Here is a 22,266-nt window from a genome sequence, read left to right as displayed (position 1 = left end):
GGTTTATAGATAAACAACTTAAAGTTGTTTAAATTAAAAAATACACTAAAAAATTGTATTTAGACATAAATAAAACACATTATGATACAATCTAAAACGAGCTACCTATGTAGCCGTGGGGTATTTTTCTAAATAATTGAAGAGTGGAGTGTGGATAATGCGGTATAAATATAAGTTAAGTTTTTCAGTATTGATGATCAGTAGTTGTTTTGCGCAATCTGCAAGTGCAGTAGAGAGTGGGAATAGAGGGCAAATAAGAGTAGCCCATGTGAGAAATGAAGAAGAGGAACGAAAAAATTTAGAAATAATTGCTCGTCTTTTCAAAAATAATATGACGATTGGATATGGGGATGTAGAGCTTATTGATAATGGAAAAACTTCCGTGGGGTCCACTATCAAAAAAGGAGGGATGCAAATAGTTACACGTGCAGGAATTACAATAAACGCTGAAATTTTGGGAGGTCAGCAGTTTATTCATGAAGAGCCAAATATTGATTTTACACGCGTGGTTAGACGAAGTAGTGCATATAATTCCACAGTTACGGGTGGAGGTGGAGCAGTGGGACAGCAGAATGTGTATGATGGGGGAGGTGCTTGGTATGCGAAAGTAGGAAATGATGGAGAACAAAATATTTATGCGGGGCAAAGAAAGGAAGGGGGGCGAGCAATGTTTACAGAAGTTTCTGGCAATGGCAGGCAACACGTCTTAGCACTAGGCGAATCTGTGAAAACTACTTTGAAAAATCAAGCTATTCAAGTTGTATATCCTGAAGGTTTTGTGAATGGTTTAACAATTACGGATTTTGCCAAATCCTGGCTACATGTTGGTGTAAAAGAAGTTGTTGGGGAAGTAAGGGTTAATGATCACGGAGAACTTTATCTGTTTGCTGGCGGTAGGACAAATCATATTACCAAGAAAAACATTCCTCTAGAAGGAGAACCTGCTGAACCAATATTTGAAGTTGGTGAACGGAAGATAGGAGAAAAACCACAGATTAAAATTAAAGATTTAGGGGGGCAGGGTGGGATTGTTATTTTTTCTTCTATACAGTATGATCCACGTCATATTTCACTTTATGTTGAGAGACTTTCAGGGGATTTACATTTTCGATTCAATATTAGCGCGACGTGGGATGCGAGTGATTATTTGTTGATTGGTGAGGGCTCAGGGAATCACAAAATAAATATTGCAGATTCTGGACGTGAAATTACAGGTCCTCTCTCACAAAGGAATAGTTTGGTTACTGAGCTTCCGTTAATTACCGATAGAAGCCACAATGGCGGAGCTAATTTTACTCTGGCAGATCTTTTGGGCAAGGACATTACAGCTGTTGATGGTGGAACCTATCAGTATCGCTTAGTGAAGAGAGGAAGATGTGCTGATTCTAGTGGTAGTGCTACAATTTGGTATTTAAGTAGAGCTTCTGGAGATACGGAAGGTTCTAGTTCTGAAGTAGAGTGTGTGAATAAGAAAGCGAAGATTCCTGCTGATACGGGTACACAGTCTGATCAATCTCCCTCTTCTGAAGGAAAAAATACCGGTCCTCGTCCACTTACTAAAAAACAGCCATCTAAACCACGACCTCCACGTCATTTAAGAGAAAACCAGAATGTCTCTAGTGTTTCTGTATCTCCCTCTCAAGAAAATCAGACTCTTGTAGCGTTATCTCCATCAGGTCTTCATCCTTTTTCTGATGAAAAACAACAAACTGCTGTTTCAACCTCTTCTCAATCTTTAGCCGATCAAATGACTTTGCGTCCAGTTCATAAAGAACACCCTTTTCCACAATTGAGTGAGAAACTTTCAGTTTCTCACTTTTTGACTACTCCCTCTACAGATGCGGTATTGTCTATGTCTGCGGCTCCAGCGATGGTTTTTCACAATGAAATGCAAACCGTACGTGCGGGAAGAGGAATTCTAGATAAAAGTAAAAAGAATGCAGCTTTATGGACCTATGCGATTAAATCTAAAGAGAGCATTGCGACAGAGCATATAGATTTTAAACTGGATCAGACCGGTATCGTTTTGGGGATCAATGGTTTAGGCGAGTGGGAAAATGGAGAGTTTTATATAGGTGGTTTTGGCAGTTATGATCGTGCCCGTGTTGCGCATGCACGGGGGGGTAACAGTGGAATCAATACTTATGGTATTGGCGCTTATGTCACTTATTTTGATCATAGTGGATGGTATCTCGATGGTATTTTAAAATACAATCATTATCAAAATACTCTAAAAGCCGTTTCAACGAATGGTTTAGAGATTGAAGGAACATATACTCAAAGGGCATTGGGAACTTCCTTTGAAGCTGGTTATCGACTTAAGACGTCAAAGAACAGTTGGTTGCAGCCTTATGGACAATTTACATGGTTGCGTGTTGAGGGTAAAGAAATCAAGTTATCGAATGACATGACAGGTGACATGCGTCCATTCACTTCATTACGCAGTGAGGTTGGCTTATCTTTAGGATATGAATTTGGTTCTCACATGGATTCCTCATCGCTTGCGTATATTACAGCAGCATGGTTGCGTGAGAATAAAAATGATAATCAAACGTTAATTAATCAACGCCATCCATTTACCACTGACTTATCGGGCAATGCGGGTAAGTTAGGGATAGGTTTAAGCAGTTTGGTGAGTGAGAAGTTAAAGTTATATGGTGAGGCCCATTATATTAAAGGGCGTAAAACAAAACAGTCCTTTCAGGGTATTTTAGGTGTACGCTATAGTTTCTAACGACATGGTTATTTTTTGATTGATTTCAATGATAATTTTGATAGGAAGCATTTAAGATTATGAAAGAAGATTCAATATTTATTAAGAGTCGGTAGCGCATTTTTATGATGGGATGAGCAATTGCAGGATTTTTATTAGAGTTTTCTTTATAATTTATTCTATATTTTTGAGAATTTGTGTAGATTTTTGCAGAGCCACTTGGCAAAGGGTTCCTTGCTCGCTATAGGAGTGGCTAGAGAATATTATCAATGAAATAAAGGTGGTTAAATGGCTTTAGAGCGTACTTTTTCGATGATTAAACCAGACGCAACCCGTCGTAATTTGACTGGCGCAATTACTAAAATGCTTGAGGATGCGGAGCTACGTGTTATTGCGTCTAAACGTGTCTGGATGAGCAGACGTGAGGCTGAAAAATTTTATGCTGTTCATAAAGAACGTCCTTTTTTTAGTGAATTGGTTGAATTTATGTCTTCTGGTCCAACCGTTGTACAAGTTTTGGAAGGTGAAAATGCAATAGCTAAAAACCGTGAAGTAATGGGGACTACGAATCCTAGTGATGCAGAAGAAGGGACAATTCGTAAGGTTCATGCTTTATCGATTGGCGAAAATTCTGTCCATGGATCCGATAGTGCTGAAACGGCAAAAACAGAAATCGCCTTTTGGTTTCCTGAGGTAGAAATTGTTGGTTAATAAAGCGTATATAAGAAGCAAAAATCCGAAACACTATATTTCGGTTTTTTGCTTATGAGGTTATAGATTTTTTTGAAAGCATATGGAGCCATTAATCATTTTTTTAGCTTTTAATATTGCAGCTGCTTTTACGAAAATATAAAGCCTATTTACTCTTTTCTGAAGAGTTTTTATCTACACGCTACCCTTACTTGTAATGTGCAAAAAAGTGTTTTATTGATTTATCATTAATAGATTTAAAATAAATCAATCTTATGCTATTCTCATCTCTTATTTAAGTACAAAAAGATAAATCATTTTATAAAATTCCATACTATTCATAGGATAACGTGTTTTAAACCTGCACGAAAATAATCCCACCCTGTCCACAATGTAAGGAGGGCAGAAATCCACAGCATAGTAATACCAAACTCTACTGTGTAAGGGAAAATTTTATTACCGGCTGGTCCAGCTAAAAGAAATACAATAGCGATCATCTGTACAAAAGTTTTCCATTTTGCAAGACGAGAGACAGGAACACTAACTTTTAACTCAGCCAAATATTCACGTAATCCTGACACAAGAATTTCTCTGCAAAGAATGATAATAGCTGCCCATAGAGTCCATCCAGCGATGGTACTGTCTGCGGCAAGCAAGAGCAAACAAGCAGAGACGAGAAGTTTATCGGCAATTGGATCTAACATGCGACCAATATTGGATGTTTGTTCCCAAATACGAGCAAGGTAACCGTCAAGAAAGTCAGTAATGGATGCAACGATAAAAATGGAAACAGCAATCCAGCGGGTGATATCACTTGATTGTAGCCGCCCTTCTAAAAAAAAGCATGCAACAACCATTGGGACTGCAACAATTCGTGCATAAGTTAAAATATTTGGAAAAGAAAAAGTATGATTTTTCATGGAGCCATTTTTAATTCTTGTGAAAGAGAATATATTTCCTAAACGTAACAAGGCGAAGGTTATGAAACAAGCTTATTTTTCATGAAAATGGTTATGAATTTTTTGTGCAATTGTCATAGAGATTCCCGTAACTTTTTTTAAATCTTCAAATGAGGCACTAGCAACAGCTTTGGCACTTCCAAAATGATGAAGCAACGCACGCTTTCTTGTCGGACCGATATTTTCGATTTCATCAAGTGGGTTTTTGAATGTTGCTTTTTTTCGTTTTATCCTATGAGTTCCAATCGCAAAACGGTGTGCTTCATCACGCAGACGTTGCAAAAAATAGAGGATAGGATCACGTGGAGGAAGTGTAAAGGGCGGAATACCTTTTATAAAAAATCGTTCACGTCCCGCATGACGGTCAACACCTTTGGCGATTCCAACAACTGTGAAGAGATCATTTAATTGTAATTCAGCAAGTATTGCATGTACGCTGTTGATTTGTCCTTCACCACCATCGATTAAGATAAGGTCAGGCCAAATGGGAAAAAGATCATCATCTTTTATGTTATGACTTCTATTTGGCAGATCATGCTCTTTGATAAGGCGTGAAAATCTTCGTTTAATCACTTCTTTCATCATACCAAAATCATCGCCAGGCGTGATATCTGTTGAGCGAATGTTAAATTTTCGATATTGATTTTTAATAAATCCCATTTGACCAGCAACAATCATAGCCCCTACAGCATTTGTTCCCATGATATGAGAATTGTCATAGACTTCTATCCGGCGTGGAGGAAAAGGTAGTTGGAATGTTTTAGCAAGACCTTGAAGCAATTTTGTATGGGTGGCTGTTTCAGAAAGCTTATGTTCAAGTGCTTCATGAGCATTGAGATAGGCACGATTAACAAGAGTTTTCCGTTCACCTTGTTTGGGTAAAGAGAGGGATACTTTGTGGTTTGCTTTGAGACTAAATGCTTCTGTAAGAAGTGCCTTTTCTTCAATTTCTTCAGATAAAAGGATGCTTTTGGGAAGTGGTTTATCATCGTAAAATTGGGCAAGAAAACTCGCTAAAATTTCAGTGCGGGAAAAAGAGGGATCTGCTTTAGGAAAATAAGCACGGTTTCCCCAATTTTGCCCCATGCGAAAAAAGAACACTTGAATACAGGTCATTCCTTCTTTTTGCGCAATTGCAAATACATCCGCTTCTTTTATCGTTTGAGGATTAATACCTTGATGGCTTTGTATGTGAGAAAGGGCTGATAGGCGGTCACGATAGGAAGCTGCTTGTTCAAAATCAAGATTTTCTGCGGCTTTATGCATAGCTTGAACCATATCGCTTTTAATAGATTGATCTTTTCCCGAAAGGAACGCTTTTGCTCCTTTCACCAGTTCTTTATAATCACTGTCACTAATTTCATGAGTACAAGGTGCAGAACATCGCTTAATTTGATAAAGCAAACAGGGGCGTGTACGGTTTTCAAAAACTGAATCAGTACAAGTTCGTAATAAAAAGGCGCGTTGTAAAACATGAACTGTTTGTGTCACTGCACCAGCAGAAGCAAAAGGACCAAAATAGTGAGCTTTTCGTATTCGAGCACCACGATGTTTGTAAAGTGCAGGCACTCGATGGTCATCTGTAATCATAATATAAGGAAAACTTTTATCATCACGCAGGAGTACATTAAAATGTGGATGCAATCTTTTGATGAGATTGGCTTCTAAAAGGAGTGCTTCTGTTTCTGTATGGGTGACGATAAATTCCATATGATATGTTGCACGAATCATGCGGGTAATACGATTATTGTGTCCTTGTTCACGTGTATAGTTTGAAACACGTTTTTTGAGATTACGGGCTTTGCCAACATAGAGAATATCACCATTTTCACCAATCATCCGGTAAACCCCTGGCTTATGCGGAAGGTGTCTAACAAACTCTTGTATGAACTTGATACCTTGGAACTGATTTTTCTCATTGCTTTGATTGGCATTATGCCATGTAACATTAGAGAGAAAAGAAAGTTTTTCCCGTTCATTTTGCGGACAATTTGTATTATTTTTCAGGACCATTCCGTTTATTACGAATATGTTGTTTGTTTAATATATGAAATATTCTTTTTTATTAAATAATGATTATTTATGTCTTTATAATTTTTTTTATAAATATATCTTATAGCATAAGAGTATGATTTTAGAGAGCCGATCTTTCATAAAAAAATATGAGAGTTGTTATTCTAAGACAGCTTTATGAATTTGGCCAATTTATCCATTAAAATGATTGAAATAAGAAATCCATGATGATTAAGAGGATAGGCTTTCTAAAAAAATAATTCACGCTGATCGTTATTAGCTTATCATTATAATATGTTGATATTATCCAAAGAATCAAAGAACTTTATCATTTAATGCATTTGTATTTTACAACATGATATTTGATTTAGGAAAGATATCAGAAAAAGATCTAAAATAATAGATGTTCTTTTTGAAGCCACTTATGCGTTATTTTGGCATTTTCATCTTGTCCAAGACGGTTGATAAGAAAGGGGCTGAGTTTTTTCATTTCTTCTTCCAAAAGGTAGGGAGGGTTAATAATAATCATACCGCTTCCATTCATTGTAGGTGATGTTGATTTTTTTCGGATACGCATTTCAAGCTGGAGAATTTTAGGAATTCCTGTTTGATAAAGCGCGTGAAGAAAACTTTCAATTTCTTTGTCATATTTAACAGGATACCATAAAGCGTAGATTCCTCCAGAAAAGCGACGATAGGCTTTCGTTAATCCCTCAATAAGGCGGGAAAACTCTCCAGCTTTTTCAAAGGGAGGGTCAACAAGGATAAATCCACGTTTTTCTTTTGGTGGTACATGAGCATTTAAGGAAAGCCAACCATCTAAATGCAGAACTTTTGTCTGATAATCTCCTGCAAAGTTTTTTGCTAAAATATGATAATCTTCATTGTGCAATTCTATTGCGGTGAGGCGATCTTGTTTCCGTAATAATTGACGAATAAGAACAGGAGATCCAGGATAAAATATAATTTCTTTTTCCCCTTTATTGAGGGCATCAATGATGTCACACCATGGACAAAGGAGTGTTCTTAAATCTTCTGGGATAGGAGTTGAAAAAAGTCGTTGGACACCTTCGCGCCACTCTCCTGTTTTATGTGCTTCTAAAGAAGAAAGGTCATAAATACCGATTCCAGCATGTGTATCTATAACGCGAAAAGCTTTTTCTTTGCGTTTGAGATATTCTACAATGCGAGTGACAATAATGTGTTTAAAAACATCAGCAAAATTGCCAGCATGATAAATATGCCGATAATTCATGGAGTAAACTCTATCATATGTGTAACTGTACCGGATTATTAGCATAGAATAATAGAATTGATATCCATAAAAATACTCTTGTAGAAATCAAACAATGCCTTCACTTCCAAATTATAAACTACAGAAAAAATATTAATGTCATGGGAGCATTTATTCACAGGGCTATTTTTATATTATGAGCTTAATCGTTAAAATTTTAAATTTTTTATATGAGAGATAGACAAGAAGAGATCAAACATCTCAATAGAGATATTTATGTTGTAAGAGAATTTTTTTATGATCGCGGTCTCTTCCAGGAATACTATAAAAAACCTCAATTAACGAGAATATTAGTGAAGTTTGTTGAAAAATTGAAGAGTACCTTTCAAATTCATTCATAAATTTTCTTGTTTAAAGATTAAAGAATTTCAAATACTTGATAAAAACATTGTTACATTTATAAGTTTTTTAGCAAGCGTAAAATTATGGATAGAGCAATAAAGTGCTGGTGTTATAGTGATAGGTTTTTATAAAAGTATGAATGAATCTCATTGCTTTAAGCGGAGCCAAAGCTTTACATTATACACGCTAAATGGCTAGGTTATTGTGTATGATGCTAAAATAAAACTTTTGAAAATTGATATGTGCTCTGCAAGCTATCTCAATCAAAATGAGGAATTTTAAACTAAAGCAAATAGGTTTATCTATCTCTAACACTGTATTATCGAGCGGCTTTATAAGGTAATCTTATAAAAAAGGCTAGGATAAGAAATTCTTTTTACATGGATTATGCTTCGATGCCATGCTTTTGATTGGATGTAATTTTCTATTAATGCCCATTCTGGTTTCAATACTGAGATAGGTTAAACACATGATATTATGAGAACGCATGCCCAGAATCCAGAGACTTGTAATAGTTAGAGCATGCCGTGGCTTAGAGAGCTGGTTATATGGAGGTATTTTACTGAATAAAGGCACAAGCTGGTACCTTTTTTATTTTTTAGCAGTATTGCCATACCTTTTGGCACTTGCGTTGGTTCATAAAGTACATTTTTACTCTTTCCGCTAATAGTTTTTATTTACACAACAGATATTTAATTGAATACGATGATGGCTCATATTCGTATTGTGTATGGAATAATGGATAATAAAATTCCCCCCCCAACGCAAAGAATAAATGTTGTGCGTAAGATGATCATTTTTGAAGAGACTGATGATGTGTTAAGAAAGTTTTTTAGAGATTTTTCTTTCTGATTTTTTTAATTGAATACGTAAAATGTTTTACAGCATTATGATTTTTATCAGTAACGGATAATTTGGCGGAAATATTTGTAATGATACGTACAACATTGTTTAAAAGGAAAGACGTTGGCTATAGTCTTTACAGGAAGATGAGTAACCTAAGAGATCAGATGAAGTTATTTTAGAAAAGTTTTTAAGTGTTTTGAATTTTGTATGAAGCGGTTTATCATTGTTGAATGGTTTGTGTTATAGTACGCTAAAAAGCGATAAGAGGATAAAAAGCTCTTTTTGCAATAAAAGCGTGTAATTGCTTTTAAGTTAAGAAGAAAATATATAAGTAAGATATTATATTTGATACATTCTTCAGAGGAAGCATGAATAAATGAAATCAAATTTAAAAGCATAAAGTTAGAGAGAATAATGGGTAATATTTTTTCACCAACGCATTTAATTATAATTTTATTGATTATCTTTGTGCTTTTCGGTCGCGGTAAAATTTCTGAATTAATGGGCGATGTTGCTAAAGGAATTAAAGCCTTCAAAAAAAATATGAAGGAAGAAGATGATAGCATTGAGGATAAAGTTGAAATGGCTCCTACTTCCCAAATGATTGATGTAGAATCTCAACAATCTCAGCCGTTATCGGTAAAACATGCAACAGTGCGCAGAAAGGTTTCTTCTGCTTCTAAAAAACGCAAAACATCTGTTGCTAAAAAACAGTAACAAAAACGCAATCATCATTGTGCAATATTTTTTGATGAGAAAGTCGAATTAAGAGATGTTTGGGATTGACGGACCAGAGTTTATCGTAATCTTACTTGTTCTCATCATTGTCGTTGGACCAAAAGACTTACCTAAAATATTAAAGACAGTAGCAAAGATAAGAGCGTATGTGTATTCAACAGCAAATGAACTTCGTCATCAGTTTGATAATTTAATAAAACAAATCGAGCGCGATGATTTGCAAAAAGTATGTTCGGATATTAGCGATTCAAGTAAGAAGTTGGCAGAAACTTTTGATCCCACTCAAAATATATTAGAGGATATCCACGATAATTGGGATGTTAAGGAAACACACTATAAATCAAAAAAAGATAAAGAAATTTTGGAATGCGATCAAAACGTAACCAATAAAGATACGACAGTATCTATCGCTTCTAAAGATAAAGAAGATATGTCATGAATGTTAAGAAAGATGAAGTTGATGCCCATATGGCACCACTTTTAGAACATTTAATTGAACTTCGTCAGCGAATTATTGCTGCCTTGGTTGCATTTATGATCGCTTTTATGATGTGTTTTCTTGTTAAAGATTATATCTTAAATTTTTTACTATGGCCATATCAGTGGGCAATGAAAATAGCAGGGGGTAATCCTGAGGGAATTCGTTTGCAATCAACGCAAGTATGGGAAACTTTTTTAACGAAGATGAAGCTTTCTGCTTTTGGGGGAATTATTTTATCTTTTCCCTATACGGCTTTTCAGTTTTATAGTTTTATTGCACCAGGGCTTTATAAAAATGAGCGGATGGCTTTTTTACCATTTCTCATTGGGGGGCCTATTTTATTTTGTATTGGGGGAGCGTTTGTTTATGGTCTATTCGCGCCAATAATACTATGGTTTAGCCTTTCTCAACAATTTCTTCCAGATGTTCATTTAAAAATAGAGTTTATAGTGCGTATTTCTGATTATTTGGGCTTTATGACATCATTTATCCTAATTTTTGGTTTGATTTTTCAATTACCTCTTGTCATCAGTCTTTTAACAAAAATTGGATTTTTAACATCTCATGATTTGGCGTCTAAACGAAAATGGGCTATTTTGCTCTCTTTTATCATTGCGGCAATCATAACGCCGTCGGATTTTTTTACGATGTTTGCAGTGGCTTTACCAACGATAGCACTTTACGAGATTTCAATTTTAATTGCTTACAGTATAGAAAAGAGAAGAAAATCCGCTTAAGAAAAGTGTATAATCTTATGCGATAAGGAATGAATAAAAACAATATAAATGAGGAATTTTTATGCTTGATATTAAGTGGATTCGTGACAATCCTGAGAAATTAGATAAAGCACTCGTAAGTAGAGGTCTTGAGCCACAAGCTAAAAGGTTAATACAACTTGATCTTGCACGTCGGTCGCATATTGCTAAGGTGCAATTGGCGCAGGAACGTCGCAATGCTGTTTCAAAGGAAATAGGACAGGCTTTGGCTGTATCTGATCAGCAAATGGCTGAACGTCTTAGAGCTGAAGTTGAAGAGATTAAAGCTTTTCTTTCCTCTGCAACAGTGGAAGAAAAGCAACTGACGGAGAGTCTTGAGAAACTTCTTTCAGCACTTCCAAATATTCCATTAGATGATGTTCCAGAAGGTAAAGATGAAAGTGATAATGTCGTCATTCGACATTTTGGTACACCTCCAACATTTAATTTTACACCAAAGGAACATTTTGATCTTGGTCAAGATCTCAAACAAATGAACTTTGAGCGAGCTAGTCGTTTGTCTGGAACACGTTTTACAGTGCTTTCAGGGGCGTTAGCACGGCTAGAACGAGCATTAGGACAATTTATGCTTGATGTGCATGTGAATGAGCATGGTTATACAGAAGTCTCAGTACCTCTTCTTGTTCGTGATGAGATTGTTTACGGAGCAGCACAATTGCCGAAGTTTGCAGAGGATCTTTTTCAGACAACAGATGGTCGATGGCTTATTTCTACTGCAGAAGTACCATTAACTAATTTGGTTAACGATGAAATTCTTGAAATATCAGATTTACCACTGCGATTTTCTTCTTTATCTCCTTGTTTTCGTTCAGAGGCTGGAGCAGCCGGTCGTGATACGCGCGGTATGTTGCGTCAGCATCAATTTTGGAAAGTTGAAATGGTCTCGATTACCAGTGAAGAGCAGTCTTTAATTGAATTGGAACGTATGACTGAATGTGCAGAAGATATATTAAAACGGCTTGATTTGCCTTTTCGCACAGTGGTTCTTTCTACGGGTGATATGGGGTTTGCAGCGCGTAAAACCTATGACATCGAGGTTTGGCTTCCTGGTCAAGAATGTTATCGTGAAATTTCTAGCTGTTCAGTTTGTGGAGATTTTCAAGGTCGTCGTATGAATGCGCGCTATCGTAAAGACGGCGATAAAAAATTGCATTTTGTTCATAGCCTTAATGGTTCTGGTACGGCTGTTGGACGTTGTCTTATTGCCGTACTTGAAAATTATCAACAGGCTGATGGATCAATTATTATTCCAGATGTTTTACAACCTTATATGGGAGGCATGCGCTGTATTACTGCTTAATTTTACGAAAGGAGAGACAATATGCGTTTATTGCCAAGAGGTGATGATACACAGGCGCAAGTTTTTGCCATTTTAAAAGAAGCAGTTTGTCAGTATGATAAAAGTGCACCTTCATTGGAGATTGAATGATACTATGGGGCAAAAGGGTATTTTACAATTTCGTGAGGAGTTAGCCGCTCTTGTACTGAAAATGCGTAGCAAAGGCATTGATGACGTGCGATTTTTTTCTGCATTAGAGAAAATTCCGCGTCAACAGTTTGTTGCTGCTCCTTGGTTCAATAGTGCTTATGATAATAAAGTTATTCCCCTTGAGTGTGGTGAATATATGGAACGTTTGGAAGAACAACTCTTAATTCTTTCGGCATTATCGTTGAAAAAAAGGCATCGTGTCTTAGAAATTGGTACAGGATCTGGTTTTTGTACTGCTCTTATAGCATGTCTGAGTGACCGTGTGACAACGATTGATCGTTATAAAACGCTTGTTGATTTAGCACGACAAAAATTTCAAACTTTAGGAATTGAAAATATTGTTATACGGCAAATTGATGGAAGTCATAGTGTGACAGGCTTAGGATCATTTGATCGCATTCTTATTTGGCCATCACGTTTTGATGAACCCAAGGAATTTTTAGAACTTTTAGCTGAAAATGGAATTCTCATTCAGGCGATAGGACCTGACGAAGGGGTACAAACGGTGACGCGCTATACAAAAATCGGTAGTCGATTTGAGTGTTTAGAACTGTTCCAAGTGCGTTACCAACCTTTTATTAAAGGCATTGCAGAGATACTTTAATTTTTAAAAGCTAAGAAATTTCTGCAAATTGCCTACGTTAAATTCATTTTGATCTTATATAAAGATATTTATGAATAAAACATCTCATTTTAACTCTTCGGTAATTTAAAAAAGCTTTAATGGAGTAAGTTGATTATTGATGAGTGAGCAAAACGATGTGTCTAAAAGCTTTGGATAATATTTTCCAGCATAATTTTCAGAGAATAACTTTGTTAGCGGTGGTAACTATTGTTGCTGGTTGTAGTTCTGGTACACAGCGTTTTTCCAATACGTTCTCTCATCGTACGGTATCATCTCAATCAAATATATCAAGTACTATGTATACAGATCCGCGAATGCTATCATACGGTAGTGGTATGATACAAAGCACTGAATTGCCACCTGTGGAATCAAGCGATGATTCGTGGGGAGATGATAATTCCCCCTATAATTTTCCACATCAAGGTAGGATAACTTCTTCTGATGGTCGCGTTATGGGCGCCCCTCCACGTAATCTTGGAACACTTTCTCGTTCAGAAATGGATAAATCTTCTATTTTTCGGCGGAATTCTTATATTGTTCAGAGTGGAGATACACTGCTCAGTATTGCACGACAAGTAGGGGTTAGTGTTGAGGCATTAAAATTAGCAAATGGTATAAACGGCAATTCCATTTATATCGGTCAGGTCCTTGTTGTTCCAAGCAGGCGTACATTAGCAGCTTCAAATGCACACAATAATAACGATTGGGCAGTGTCAACAACAGAATCTGCATCCCAATCTCAAGTGATGTCCTCTATAAAAAACAAGAAGTCCTCTCCTATATATAAAGCTCCTGTAACAACGCCACTCTCTGCAAAGATGAACAAATCAAGTTCTGAGAAAAAAATTTCTAAACAGATGATGCAATTGAAACATGAGACTGGTTTGTCAAGTACTGTTACGAATACAGATAATATGATGACTCCGCAAGCCACAGGAATTTCTAAGATGCGTTGGCCAGTACGAGGGCGTTTATTAAGCCAGTTCGGTCAAAAAAAGGGAACAGTAATGAATCGAGGAATAGATATTGCAGTGCCTGAAGGGTCTTCGGTAAAGGCGGCAGAAAATGGTGTGGTTATTTATGCGGGAGATGGACTAAAAGAGCTTGGTAATGTTGTGATGATTCGACATGAAAATGATATTATCACTATTTATGGATGTAATAGTAAGCTTGTTGTTAACAAAGGACAAAGGATAAGGCGCGGTGATGAGATTGCTAAATCTGGTGTTTCAGGAAATGTTAAAACGCCACGTGTCTATTTTGAGATGCGTAAGAATTCATTACCTGTTGATCCCCTTAAATATTTAGAAAACTAATTTATTGATGACTTTTACATTTGAATAGTCTTACAGTTTATAGAAAATTCATGAAAAATAATTGATTTTCTTAAATCAATAACATTGCAGCAAAAAATCATTGGTTTCAGGAAAGTAGTTCGTTGGGGTCGTTAGGTATTACCATCTTTGTATTTATGAAAGTGTAAGACAATAATATCATACTATTTGTCAGCTTTGAGTGTTCCAATTTCTCTTGCATTTGAGAGAAGCATGAAAAAAATATTTCACGCCTTTCTTAAAAAGTTTTTATCTACAGGCTCATTTCATATGTGTGACTCATATGTGTGACGTCAAGAAAATCGTTTTGATTAATTCAGAAGATTTGAAATGAGAGCATTTTATTGTATTTAGATCTGTCGTTCGATATCAAAAACGATAAATTATCTATATAAATTAAAGTTTGTTCATTAGAAAAATTATCTTGTATAATTTATTGAGTTAGTGAAAAGATTTATATTGTAGGATATACAATAGGGGAAAGTGAATCTATTTTTTAAGATTTTTCTCATTGTATTTTGGTATTCTGCCTCTTAAGGATTTATTGTATTTTTGTAAAGCTGTGATTAGATTATGTAGTTATTGCTTTTTATGATAAATTCTTTAGGAATTTTTTCTGTATCGGAATTTCATTTTAATAGAGTGGGAAATACCTGAGGTTTAACTATAGGAGATAAAAATGTTTATTACGAACGCTTATGCTCAAGTTGCAGGCGATGTTTCCGGTGGAATTTCATTTGCTAACGCTGTCCCATTCATTTTAATTTTTGCAATTATGTATTTTTTTATGATTCGTCCACAGCGTGCCCAAATGAAAAAACGCCAAGAAATGCTTAATGCAGTACGTCGTGGTGATACAGTTATAACGGGTGGTGGTATTATCGGCAAGGTTACGAAGGTTCACGACGAGAGTGATGAATTAGAGGTTGAAATTGGTGAGAGTATGAATATTCGTGTTATTCGCTCAACATTAGCTGATGTGCGCATTAAAGGTGAGCCGATTGCAGAAAAAAAATCAAAACTTAATGCTAAAGCAAAAAGACCACAAAAGTCTAAATCTAAAACGGCAACGAAGGAAGATATGAGTATCTCTAAAGAGAAAAAAGCTATATCAAAGGAAAATGCATCTTAAGGTGTAATGGCAGTTTATTACATTTTTTAAGCATTTTTATAAAAAGCTTGGCAAGATCAAGACAATTTCATTGAAAAATGGGCTTTTATAGTGGCTACAGAAAATGGAGTTTTTGTTTTCTTTAGATTATTAAAATAGTTGTTTTATTTATAGAATATTACGCAATTTTTTTCTGTTTTTTAAACAAGATCATTGTTTTTATAAAAAGAGATTTGTGAGTAAATAAGCTGAGGAAACTTTTTAAAAAATAGATTTATTTAAGCAGGTATAGCATTTTACTGCGGTTTATTCCCAAATTTTCATATATTTGTTGTATGATAAGATTAGGGTATTATATAACAATTTTCACTTCAATACTAGGCTATGTTTAACATATCAATGTTTATATCAGCCTTACTTTAATTTTTATGGTGAGAAGTAGCAAAGACAATTGGATTATTCAAAAATAAAAGGTGCATATTCATGTTCGATGCAATTCAAATTCGTGAAGCACATTTTCCAAGTCGCGCACCTATTGATGCTTATGGAAATGGTGGGTTTCGTTTTGCTGATATGTCTCATAGAGGTTCTATTATTTGTGTACCATCAGGCATTTATGGCATTGAGATGGCAGGGCCTGTTCCCACTCAAGGGGATATATCTCGTATTTTAGAAGAAGCTTCTGAAATCGAAGTTTTATTAATAGGTACTGGAATTGAATTATTACGATTACCTGAAGAGTTACGGGTGCTTTTATGGGAAAAACGTATTTCATCAGATACAATGAGTACGGGAGCGGCGGTCCGTACATTTAATGTTTTATTGGCTGAAGATCGCGCTGTTGCGGCGTTATTATTTGCGGTAGAATAGAGTATTGTTTAATAAAAAAAAGGCTCTGGTCTAGCATGAAAGACTTGTGTAATTATTTCCTGCGCTGTAAAATACTGTCGTTTAAGGCGATGATATAAGGGTATAGAATGTACATAACTTAACACATTAAGTGTTTTTAAATACAGCAGCAAGTATTCAGGACAAAGTTTGCTCGTAGTTCCTAATGAATCACATGAGTGATCAGCTCTTGGCACTTGAGACAGTTCATAAGAGGCATTTTAATTCTTTCTTATACAGTTTTTACCTACAAGCCAGTTCCGCTTGTGACGTGCAAGGGAATAGTTTTTATTGATGTAACATGAAATTGGTTTGAAATGAAAGCATATCTACGATATTTGGGATTCTAATTTAACATACAAAACACAAAATTGTCATTATAAATCAATGCATTTATAGTAACAGAAACGCACCGAGAGCAATTGGATTTTTTACAAATTGGTGTTGGTAAGAACCTTTGTCTTTTAGAGTGGGGAGGAGGTCAATGATTTGATGAAGTTTTTGTGATCAGTGCATTTTTTATAAAATAACATTGTCATCTATCCACTGAAAAAGTGTTTTGCGTTGTTTGTTGTTCAAGTTTTACTATGCATGTTACGATTGGTTTTTAGCTTTTTTACTGCAAATGAAAACTTGAAGTCCGATAAGATAAGTTTTATCAGAAAAATTATTTATTTAATTTTTTCTTTCTAAAACGAAAAGGGACTAGAAAAGAAATTTTAATTCATAATACAGTTAAGAGACGCATTTAAAAATCTTATTTTCTGAACTGTATTTGCCTATCTTTCATTTTTTAATATGAATAAAAAGAGGGTATTAATTTAATTGCTAAAAAAGGGACGTTAATAGGTTCATAGAATGATAGGCTCTCTTCCTTATTGTCTTGATATTTTACGTACCATAGATCGTGATCGCTATATATCGGTTTTATTTGCGCCTAAAAAAAAGCGCCAAGCATTGGCTGCTCTTTATGTATTTAATGCTGAAGTTTCTCGTATCCGCGAAAGTGTACATGATCCACTTATAGGAGAAATACGGTTACGTTGGTGGTATGACGCTATTGCTCATGGTGAAATGCAAACGAGTGGAAACAATCCGATTTTGAATGATTTATTAAAAGCAATGACTCTTTTTAATTTACCTAAGACAGCTTTTTTACGTTATTGTGATGCGCAAATTTTAGATCTTTATCACAATCCAATAGAAACACTTCATGATCTAGAGCATTATTGTAGTGAGACAGCAGGCATAATTTTACAGCTTTCTTGTCAGATATTAGATCCTGAAACTGCACAAGAGTTTACAGATATCTATGAACACGGAGGGATTTCTCAAGGATTAAGCGGTGTATTGCGTCTTTTATCATTCATGCAATCACGATATCAATATTATTTACCCACTGATATATTAAAAGCTGTAGGAGTGAATAGGGAAGATTTGGAATCTCATCGTCTCAGTGATCAACAAAAGAATTGTATTGTTGAAGCTATGGTAGCATTATCGCGCGATCATTATAACCGATTTTACGAGTATTCTTGTACTTTACCGAGAGTTCTTAAGCCAGCTTTTCTTCCATTGGTCATTGTACCGGCTTCTCTTCAAAAAGCTATACAGCTGGGGGCAGCAATTTTTCAAGAGAGCGCAACTTTGCCATTGATGTATCGCTATTGGTTGATAACAAGGGCAGCAATAAGCGGCAATTTTCCAAAGATATTGTAAAAGAATATTACTATGTTGGAATGCGTGACATGTAGACTGATTTTCTCATATGAAGATAAAGGAGCTATTGTGATTCCAAACCATTTTTTTGTTATAAAAAATGTTGATGTTTTGGTTGTTATGAACACAAAAGAATAAGAAATTTTGTGATCTTGAAAATACGGTATATTTCTTAATCAGTAGTATGTTTTATTCAGTGTATTGGATAGGTGAGATGCAGAGAAAGAAAAACATGAAATAAAATTTCTATTTTATGAGACAAGTTATCTTAGCAGTCTATAAGTCTATAAAAAACTCTTATTTTTGAGAAATTATAACATCATAATTGATGACTGTTATGATTTATGAATATATTGATTTATAATGATAATTCGTTTTTTCTCATATTGAATGAGAGTCTTGAATAGAACAAGATTTCTCCATTTTTATAATGAATTTTAAAAATAGTTTTTTTATCTATTATAAGTTGGGTGTGTAAATGAAATCATTTAAGGAAGAAGCAATACGCTCCCTATGAATGAATATTAAGAGTAGCAATATGAGCTATGAATGAATGACGATAGGGATGACATTTATAGCTTAATGGGCGACAACCTTTGGATGGATAATGTTTTTTAATGCATTGCAAAAACGATTCTACATTCCATTGACTATTTTCTCGCAAATCCATACATGCACTGTTTTGCGAGAAAATGAATCATTATAAAAACGCTGATACTAAGATATGCAGACAAGAAACCTGTCTTACCTCTTAAACTATAAACGAAGAGCGATAGACACTTTATCAAATAAGCCCTTTAAATTATGCACACTCTTTTTACTGGAGAGCGTTAAAGATCTGATTATAATTTGTGCTATTAATTTCCAAAGGATGTTCTTTATTGGCAACTTGGAGCATTTCTAGCTTAAGATCTTCTCTTATCATCATATCTATATTGGCGCGGACCTCAGTTGAAAGAGTATGAGACGTGATATCTTTAGGCATTGTTACAGTCTTTATTTGATAAATGATACGGTTTGTTGCAACCGGTCCTTTTATGACACCATAATGACCTTTGGGACCAGAAAACAAGGCTTTAACACCTTCAACACCAAGGACTTCAGATGAATCTTGACGCCGGAGGGCTGGTGTTGTTTGTTTTGTAACACCAAGGGTATGAGCAAGAGCAACAAGACTTTTTCCTTCCGTGAGCTGTTTGAGAGCATTTTTGGCTTTTTCATCAAGAAGACGTTGGATTTCCTCATTTTTCCATTGAGAAAGAACATCTAGCTTAGCTTCTTCAAGTGTCTTATCGCGGGCAGGAATAATTTTATCGACCTTATACCAGAGATACCCACCATTTTGAAAAGAGAGAGGATCAAGATCGATACCTTCGTTTGATTGATAGATGGCATTCAGTAAAATATCTTTTTGAGGTAAATCCGTGAGTATTGCACCTTCAAGCGTTTTCCCCGTTTTATCAATGGTAATTGTGCGCAAAGATAACTTGTATTGGTCAGCTAACTCTTTGAGAGAAGCACCCTCAAAACGAGCATTTTCAATGGCTACATAATTATTACGAATATCATCCGTAGCACGATTTTTGGCAAGTATTTGGCGAATATTTTCTTCTACACTTTCAAAAGGAAGAGAGCTTGAGGGTTCAATATGTGTGATGCGAATGATAACAGGTCCCTGTAAGTCATTGATTACAGCACTGACTTGCCCTTGTTGGAGTTCAAAAATTTCGGATGCTAGATGGCTAGGAAGTTCATTTTCTGCGAGAGGCCCTTTTTGTATGTCATTAAGAGTCTTTTTTTCAGCTTTTACCAGTTCATCAAAACTCAATCCATCGGCTATTTTTTTTGCTGCATTATCGGCTTCTTCGCGTGAGGGGAATCGCAGTTCTTCGAATGTACGCTTTTCAGGGGTTACAAAACGTGAAGCATTTTGGGTATAATAAGCTTTTGCCTCATCTGTTGGGATATCTTTAGGTTTTACGAAATCATTAAGTTCCATAGATAATAAAGAGACAGTGCGGTATTCTGGAGTACGAAATTCATTTTGATGTGTTTCAAACCATTTTTGCAGTGTTTCGTCATCAGGATCAGCTGTTATTTCCTTTTCTTTTAGATCAATCATGAGATAATCTGCGATACGCATTTCTCCTTGATAAAGAGCAAGTGCTTTATAGAAGAGATCTGGTGCTTTCATATCAGAGAATAAAGCTGAAATAATTTGGTTACGCTTTTCTTTTCTGGTGTAATAATTAAGAAAAGCACTTTCACTGATATGTAAATGCTGAAGATAGTTATAAAATAAATTTTTATCAAAAGTGCCATTTATTTGGAACATATTATCAGTTCCAATCATACGCGCTATTGTATCTTTTGAAAGACTTATTTTCATTTTACGGGCTTGTTCATCAAGCAGTGTATTTTGTTGTAATTGATTAAACACAAAAGCGGGAATTTGGTATTGCTGCATTTCATTTGGCGTAAACATTCGTCCAAGATGAGCGGCATGTGCTAAACGTGCGCTTTGATCGGCAAGAGCGAGACGATAATCATCGACAGTTACTGTGGATTTTCCAGAAGTAATAAGGCCTCTTTCATTTTTGGTGTGTAACTGTGGTATCCCCCATAAAAGAATGAAGCATAAGAGTAAAATAGCAAGGAAAATTCTGGCAATCCAAGAATTTGCAGCATTTCTTACGATGTCAAGCATTGTTTAATTCCACTTTTAACATGAGTTATTATCAAAGCAGTAACGGAATTTGCAACAAAGACACGAAAGATGCAAGCTTTAAAGACTTGCTTTCACTTTATAATTTGGTACTTACAGATAAATAATATATTATAATAGCTCTTGAGGTGAAAATATGTCTCCAAATATTCGGCCTTTTCTTGCTGGAAATTGGAAAATGAATGGAACGAGTGAATCGCTTGGAGAGTTGCGTGCTATTGCTACAGGCGTTAGCTCTGATCTAGGTCATTTGTTTGAAGCTTTAATTTGTGTTCCAGCAACGCTTTTATCGCGTGCTTCTGATACGCTGGATGGTGAAAATCTCCTTTTAGGAGGACAAAATTGTCACTTTGATGACTATGGCCCTTATACTGGAGATATTTCAGCTTTTATGCTTAAAGAAGCGGGAGCAAGTCATGTTATTATCGGGCATTCAGAACGTCGTACAGTGTATCAGGAAAATGATGCTATTGTCTGCGCCAAAGTGCAAGCAGCGTGGCGAGCAGGGCTTGTGGCTCTTGTATGTATTGGTGAAACATTGGAAGAACGCAATAATAATAAAGTGCTGGATGTTCTCGCACAGCAGCTTGAGGGATCTTTACCAGATGATGCAACAGCAGAGAATATCATTATCGCTTATGAACCTGTTTGGGCGATAGGCACCGGCAATACAGCAACTGTAGAAGATATTGCAAAAGTGCATCATTTCATTCGTGATGAGATGTGCTCTCGTTTTGGGGAGGAAGGGAATAATATGCGCCTTCTTTATGGTGGATCAGTAAAACCCTCCAATGCATTTGAGCTTTTAAGCATTGCTCATGTTAATGGTGCTTTGATAGGTGGAGCAAGTTTAAAAGCGACTGATTTTTTAACTATTTGCGATGTTTATCGTAAATTATAGCGGAGAAATTTGAGTTACCCCTTGGATTGTGTGTTATTTATGTGTAAATAACCACGAAAGAGTTATTTGAAGAGCAGGGTTTATGCAAACAGTACTTATTGTTATTCATTTTTTGATTGTGATTACTTTGGTTGGTATTATATTAATTCAACCTTCAGAAGGTGGTGGGCTCGGTGTGAGTAATAGCTCAGGGTTGATGAAAACTCGTGGATCTCGAAACCCTTTAACACGTTTGACTGCTATTTTAGCCTGTTGTTTTTTTGTTGTGTCTATTGGACTTACCGTGGTGAGTAATATATCAAATTCTAGTTCTGATATTTTAAAGCGTATACCGGTTAATTCCGAGCAGAATTCTACCGATAAAGGCTCAGGATCAGTCCCATCATCAGATGGTGAGTCTTCCCCTTCTATTCTTGAGCAGCTAGGAGGTTCTTCGAATTCTCCGCAGGAACAGAAACAGTCCACAAATCCTGAAGCAGAAAGCCCAGTTCCACCGGTTCTTGAAAATACAGTTCCGGATAACAGTACAAAATAGTTTTTTAAGAAAATATAGACTTTTTAAAAAGGTGATTTTTTCACCTTTTTTATTTTAGAAGAAAAATTGTTTCTTTTTGCATTTTTT

At 35.6% G+C, this 22,266-nt stretch carries 17 protein-coding genes; 13 read left to right on the top strand and 4 right to left on the bottom strand.

What is annotated here, in order from left to right; translation table 11 throughout:
- The first annotated feature begins 157 nt into the window (after window positions 1-157).
- Window positions 158-2,734 (top strand): BafA family autotransporter, encoded by a 2,577-nt coding sequence (gene bafA / locus ACFILZ_RS01525; RefSeq protein WP_375682328.1) that lies wholly within the window; start codon window positions 158-160, stop codon window positions 2,732-2,734.
- A 267-nt stretch (window positions 2,735-3,001) separates the two neighbouring features.
- Window positions 3,002-3,424: a nucleoside-diphosphate kinase gene (gene ndk / locus ACFILZ_RS01520; RefSeq protein ID WP_375610175.1), complete on the top strand. Its 423-nt coding sequence runs from the start codon at window positions 3,002-3,004 to the stop codon at window positions 3,422-3,424.
- 317 nt (window positions 3,425-3,741) lie between these two features.
- Here ndk and pgsA read toward each other — a convergent pair whose 3' ends face one another.
- The 3 genes from pgsA to ACFILZ_RS01505 form a co-directional block, all read right to left on the bottom strand.
- Complete coding sequence (pgsA, locus tag ACFILZ_RS01515; RefSeq protein WP_273723320.1) at window positions 3,742-4,323, bottom strand: CDP-diacylglycerol--glycerol-3-phosphate 3-phosphatidyltransferase; 582 nt, start codon at window positions 4,321-4,323, stop codon at window positions 3,742-3,744.
- A gap of 72 nt (window positions 4,324-4,395) precedes the next feature.
- The gene (gene uvrC, locus ACFILZ_RS01510) at window positions 4,396-6,375 is read right to left on the bottom strand and encodes an excinuclease ABC subunit UvrC (RefSeq protein WP_375610176.1); all 1,980 of its coding nucleotides are present in this window, start codon (window positions 6,373-6,375) and stop codon (window positions 4,396-4,398) included.
- 391 nt (window positions 6,376-6,766) lie between these two features.
- The gene (locus ACFILZ_RS01505) at window positions 6,767-7,630 is read right to left on the bottom strand and encodes a 23S rRNA (adenine(2030)-N(6))-methyltransferase RlmJ (RefSeq protein ID WP_375606270.1); all 864 of its coding nucleotides are present in this window, start codon (window positions 7,628-7,630) and stop codon (window positions 6,767-6,769) included.
- A 1,641-nt stretch (window positions 7,631-9,271) separates the two neighbouring features.
- Here ACFILZ_RS01505 and tatA point away from each other — a divergent pair.
- The 9 genes from tatA (at window position 9,272) to ACFILZ_RS01460 (ending at window position 18,018) form a co-directional block, all read left to right on the top strand.
- Window positions 9,272-9,574, top strand: a complete 303-nt coding sequence (gene tatA / locus ACFILZ_RS01500) for a twin-arginine translocase TatA/TatE family subunit (protein ID WP_375606269.1) — start codon at window positions 9,272-9,274, stop codon at window positions 9,572-9,574.
- A gap of 55 nt (window positions 9,575-9,629) precedes the next feature.
- On the top strand, window positions 9,630-10,034 hold the full coding sequence (locus ACFILZ_RS01495) for a twin-arginine translocase subunit TatB (protein WP_375610177.1): 405 nt from the start codon (window positions 9,630-9,632) through the stop codon (window positions 10,032-10,034).
- Complete coding sequence (gene tatC, locus ACFILZ_RS01490) at window positions 10,031-10,813, top strand: twin-arginine translocase subunit TatC (protein WP_375606267.1); 783 nt, start codon at window positions 10,031-10,033, stop codon at window positions 10,811-10,813. Before ACFILZ_RS01495 ends, tatC begins: the two co-directional genes overlap by 4 nt.
- Window positions 10,814-10,874: 61 nt before the next feature.
- Complete coding sequence (gene serS / locus ACFILZ_RS01485; RefSeq protein ID WP_375610178.1) at window positions 10,875-12,152, top strand: serine--tRNA ligase; 1,278 nt, start codon at window positions 10,875-10,877, stop codon at window positions 12,150-12,152.
- A gap of 133 nt (window positions 12,153-12,285) precedes the next feature.
- Complete coding sequence (locus tag ACFILZ_RS01480; RefSeq protein ID WP_375606265.1) at window positions 12,286-12,945, top strand: protein-L-isoaspartate(D-aspartate) O-methyltransferase; 660 nt, start codon at window positions 12,286-12,288, stop codon at window positions 12,943-12,945.
- Window positions 12,946-13,100: 155 nt separating this feature from the next.
- The gene (locus tag ACFILZ_RS01475) at window positions 13,101-14,282 is read left to right on the top strand and encodes a peptidoglycan DD-metalloendopeptidase family protein (protein ID WP_375610179.1); all 1,182 of its coding nucleotides are present in this window, start codon (window positions 13,101-13,103) and stop codon (window positions 14,280-14,282) included.
- A 697-nt stretch (window positions 14,283-14,979) separates the two neighbouring features.
- Window positions 14,980-15,432, top strand: a complete 453-nt coding sequence (yajC, locus tag ACFILZ_RS01470) for a preprotein translocase subunit YajC (protein ID WP_375610180.1) — start codon at window positions 14,980-14,982, stop codon at window positions 15,430-15,432.
- 462 nt (window positions 15,433-15,894) lie between these two features.
- Window positions 15,895-16,281 carry an Mth938-like domain-containing protein gene (locus ACFILZ_RS01465; protein ID WP_375606262.1) on the top strand — a complete coding sequence of 129 codons (387 nt, stop codon included), beginning with the start codon at window positions 15,895-15,897 and terminating at the stop codon, window positions 16,279-16,281.
- Window positions 16,282-17,157: 876 nt separating this feature from the next.
- Window positions 17,158-18,018, top strand: a complete 861-nt coding sequence (locus tag ACFILZ_RS01460) for a phytoene/squalene synthase family protein (RefSeq protein WP_375610181.1) — start codon at window positions 17,158-17,160, stop codon at window positions 18,016-18,018.
- An 817-nt stretch (window positions 18,019-18,835) separates the two neighbouring features.
- On the opposite strand, the gene ACFILZ_RS01455 is transcribed toward ACFILZ_RS01460, so the two are convergent.
- A complete protein-coding gene (locus tag ACFILZ_RS01455; protein WP_375610182.1) occupies window positions 18,836-20,725 on the bottom strand; it encodes a peptidyl-prolyl cis-trans isomerase in 1,890 nt (629 codons plus the stop codon).
- Between the two features lie 154 nt (window positions 20,726-20,879).
- Between ACFILZ_RS01455 and tpiA the strand changes: the two genes are divergently transcribed.
- Together tpiA and secG are read left to right on the top strand one after the other, a co-directional pair.
- Complete coding sequence (gene tpiA, locus ACFILZ_RS01450; RefSeq protein ID WP_375610183.1) at window positions 20,880-21,644, top strand: triose-phosphate isomerase; 765 nt, start codon at window positions 20,880-20,882, stop codon at window positions 21,642-21,644.
- Between the two features lie 82 nt (window positions 21,645-21,726).
- Entirely contained in the window at window positions 21,727-22,179 is a 453-nt protein-coding gene (secG, locus tag ACFILZ_RS01445) for a preprotein translocase subunit SecG (RefSeq protein ID WP_375610184.1), read from the top strand.
- Window positions 22,180-22,266 lie beyond the last annotated feature (87 nt).

This window comes from Bartonella sp. AP40SXNS (assembly GCF_042195825.1).
Lineage (GTDB): Bacteria > Pseudomonadota > Alphaproteobacteria > Rhizobiales > Rhizobiaceae > Bartonella.
This window is presented reverse-complemented; position numbering and strand designations above follow the sequence as displayed.

Excerpts from the sequence above, each read along its gene's own strand:
- ACFILZ_RS01475 (WP_375610179.1), top strand. The coding sequence starts at position 13,101 with ATGTGTCTAAAAGCTTTGGATAATATTTTCCAGCATAATTTTCAGAGA.
- serS (WP_375610178.1), top strand. The coding sequence starts at position 10,875 with ATGCTTGATATTAAGTGGATTCGTGACAATCCTGAGAAATTAGATAAA.
- bafA (WP_375682328.1), top strand. The coding sequence starts at position 158 with ATGCGGTATAAATATAAGTTAAGTTTTTCAGTATTGATGATCAGTAGT.
- yajC (WP_375610180.1), top strand. The coding sequence starts at position 14,980 with ATGTTTATTACGAACGCTTATGCTCAAGTTGCAGGCGATGTTTCCGGT.
- ACFILZ_RS01455 (WP_375610182.1), bottom strand. The coding sequence starts at position 20,725 with ATGCTTGACATCGTAAGAAATGCTGCAAATTCTTGGATTGCCAGAATT.
- secG (WP_375610184.1), top strand. The coding sequence starts at position 21,727 with ATGCAAACAGTACTTATTGTTATTCATTTTTTGATTGTGATTACTTTG.
- uvrC (WP_375610176.1), bottom strand. The coding sequence starts at position 6,375 with ATGGTCCTGAAAAATAATACAAATTGTCCGCAAAATGAACGGGAAAAA.
- ACFILZ_RS01465 (WP_375606262.1), top strand. The coding sequence starts at position 15,895 with ATGTTCGATGCAATTCAAATTCGTGAAGCACATTTTCCAAGTCGCGCA.
- ACFILZ_RS01460 (WP_375610181.1), top strand. The coding sequence starts at position 17,158 with ATGATAGGCTCTCTTCCTTATTGTCTTGATATTTTACGTACCATAGAT.
- tatA (WP_375606269.1), top strand. The coding sequence starts at position 9,272 with ATGGGTAATATTTTTTCACCAACGCATTTAATTATAATTTTATTGATT.
- ACFILZ_RS01480 (WP_375606265.1), top strand. The coding sequence starts at position 12,286 with ATGGGGCAAAAGGGTATTTTACAATTTCGTGAGGAGTTAGCCGCTCTT.
- ACFILZ_RS01505 (WP_375606270.1), bottom strand. The coding sequence starts at position 7,630 with ATGAATTATCGGCATATTTATCATGCTGGCAATTTTGCTGATGTTTTT.
- tpiA (WP_375610183.1), top strand. The coding sequence starts at position 20,880 with ATGTCTCCAAATATTCGGCCTTTTCTTGCTGGAAATTGGAAAATGAAT.
- ndk (WP_375610175.1), top strand. The coding sequence starts at position 3,002 with ATGGCTTTAGAGCGTACTTTTTCGATGATTAAACCAGACGCAACCCGT.
- ACFILZ_RS01495 (WP_375610177.1), top strand. The coding sequence starts at position 9,630 with ATGTTTGGGATTGACGGACCAGAGTTTATCGTAATCTTACTTGTTCTC.
- tatC (WP_375606267.1), top strand. The coding sequence starts at position 10,031 with ATGAATGTTAAGAAAGATGAAGTTGATGCCCATATGGCACCACTTTTA.
- pgsA (WP_273723320.1), bottom strand. The coding sequence starts at position 4,323 with ATGAAAAATCATACTTTTTCTTTTCCAAATATTTTAACTTATGCACGA.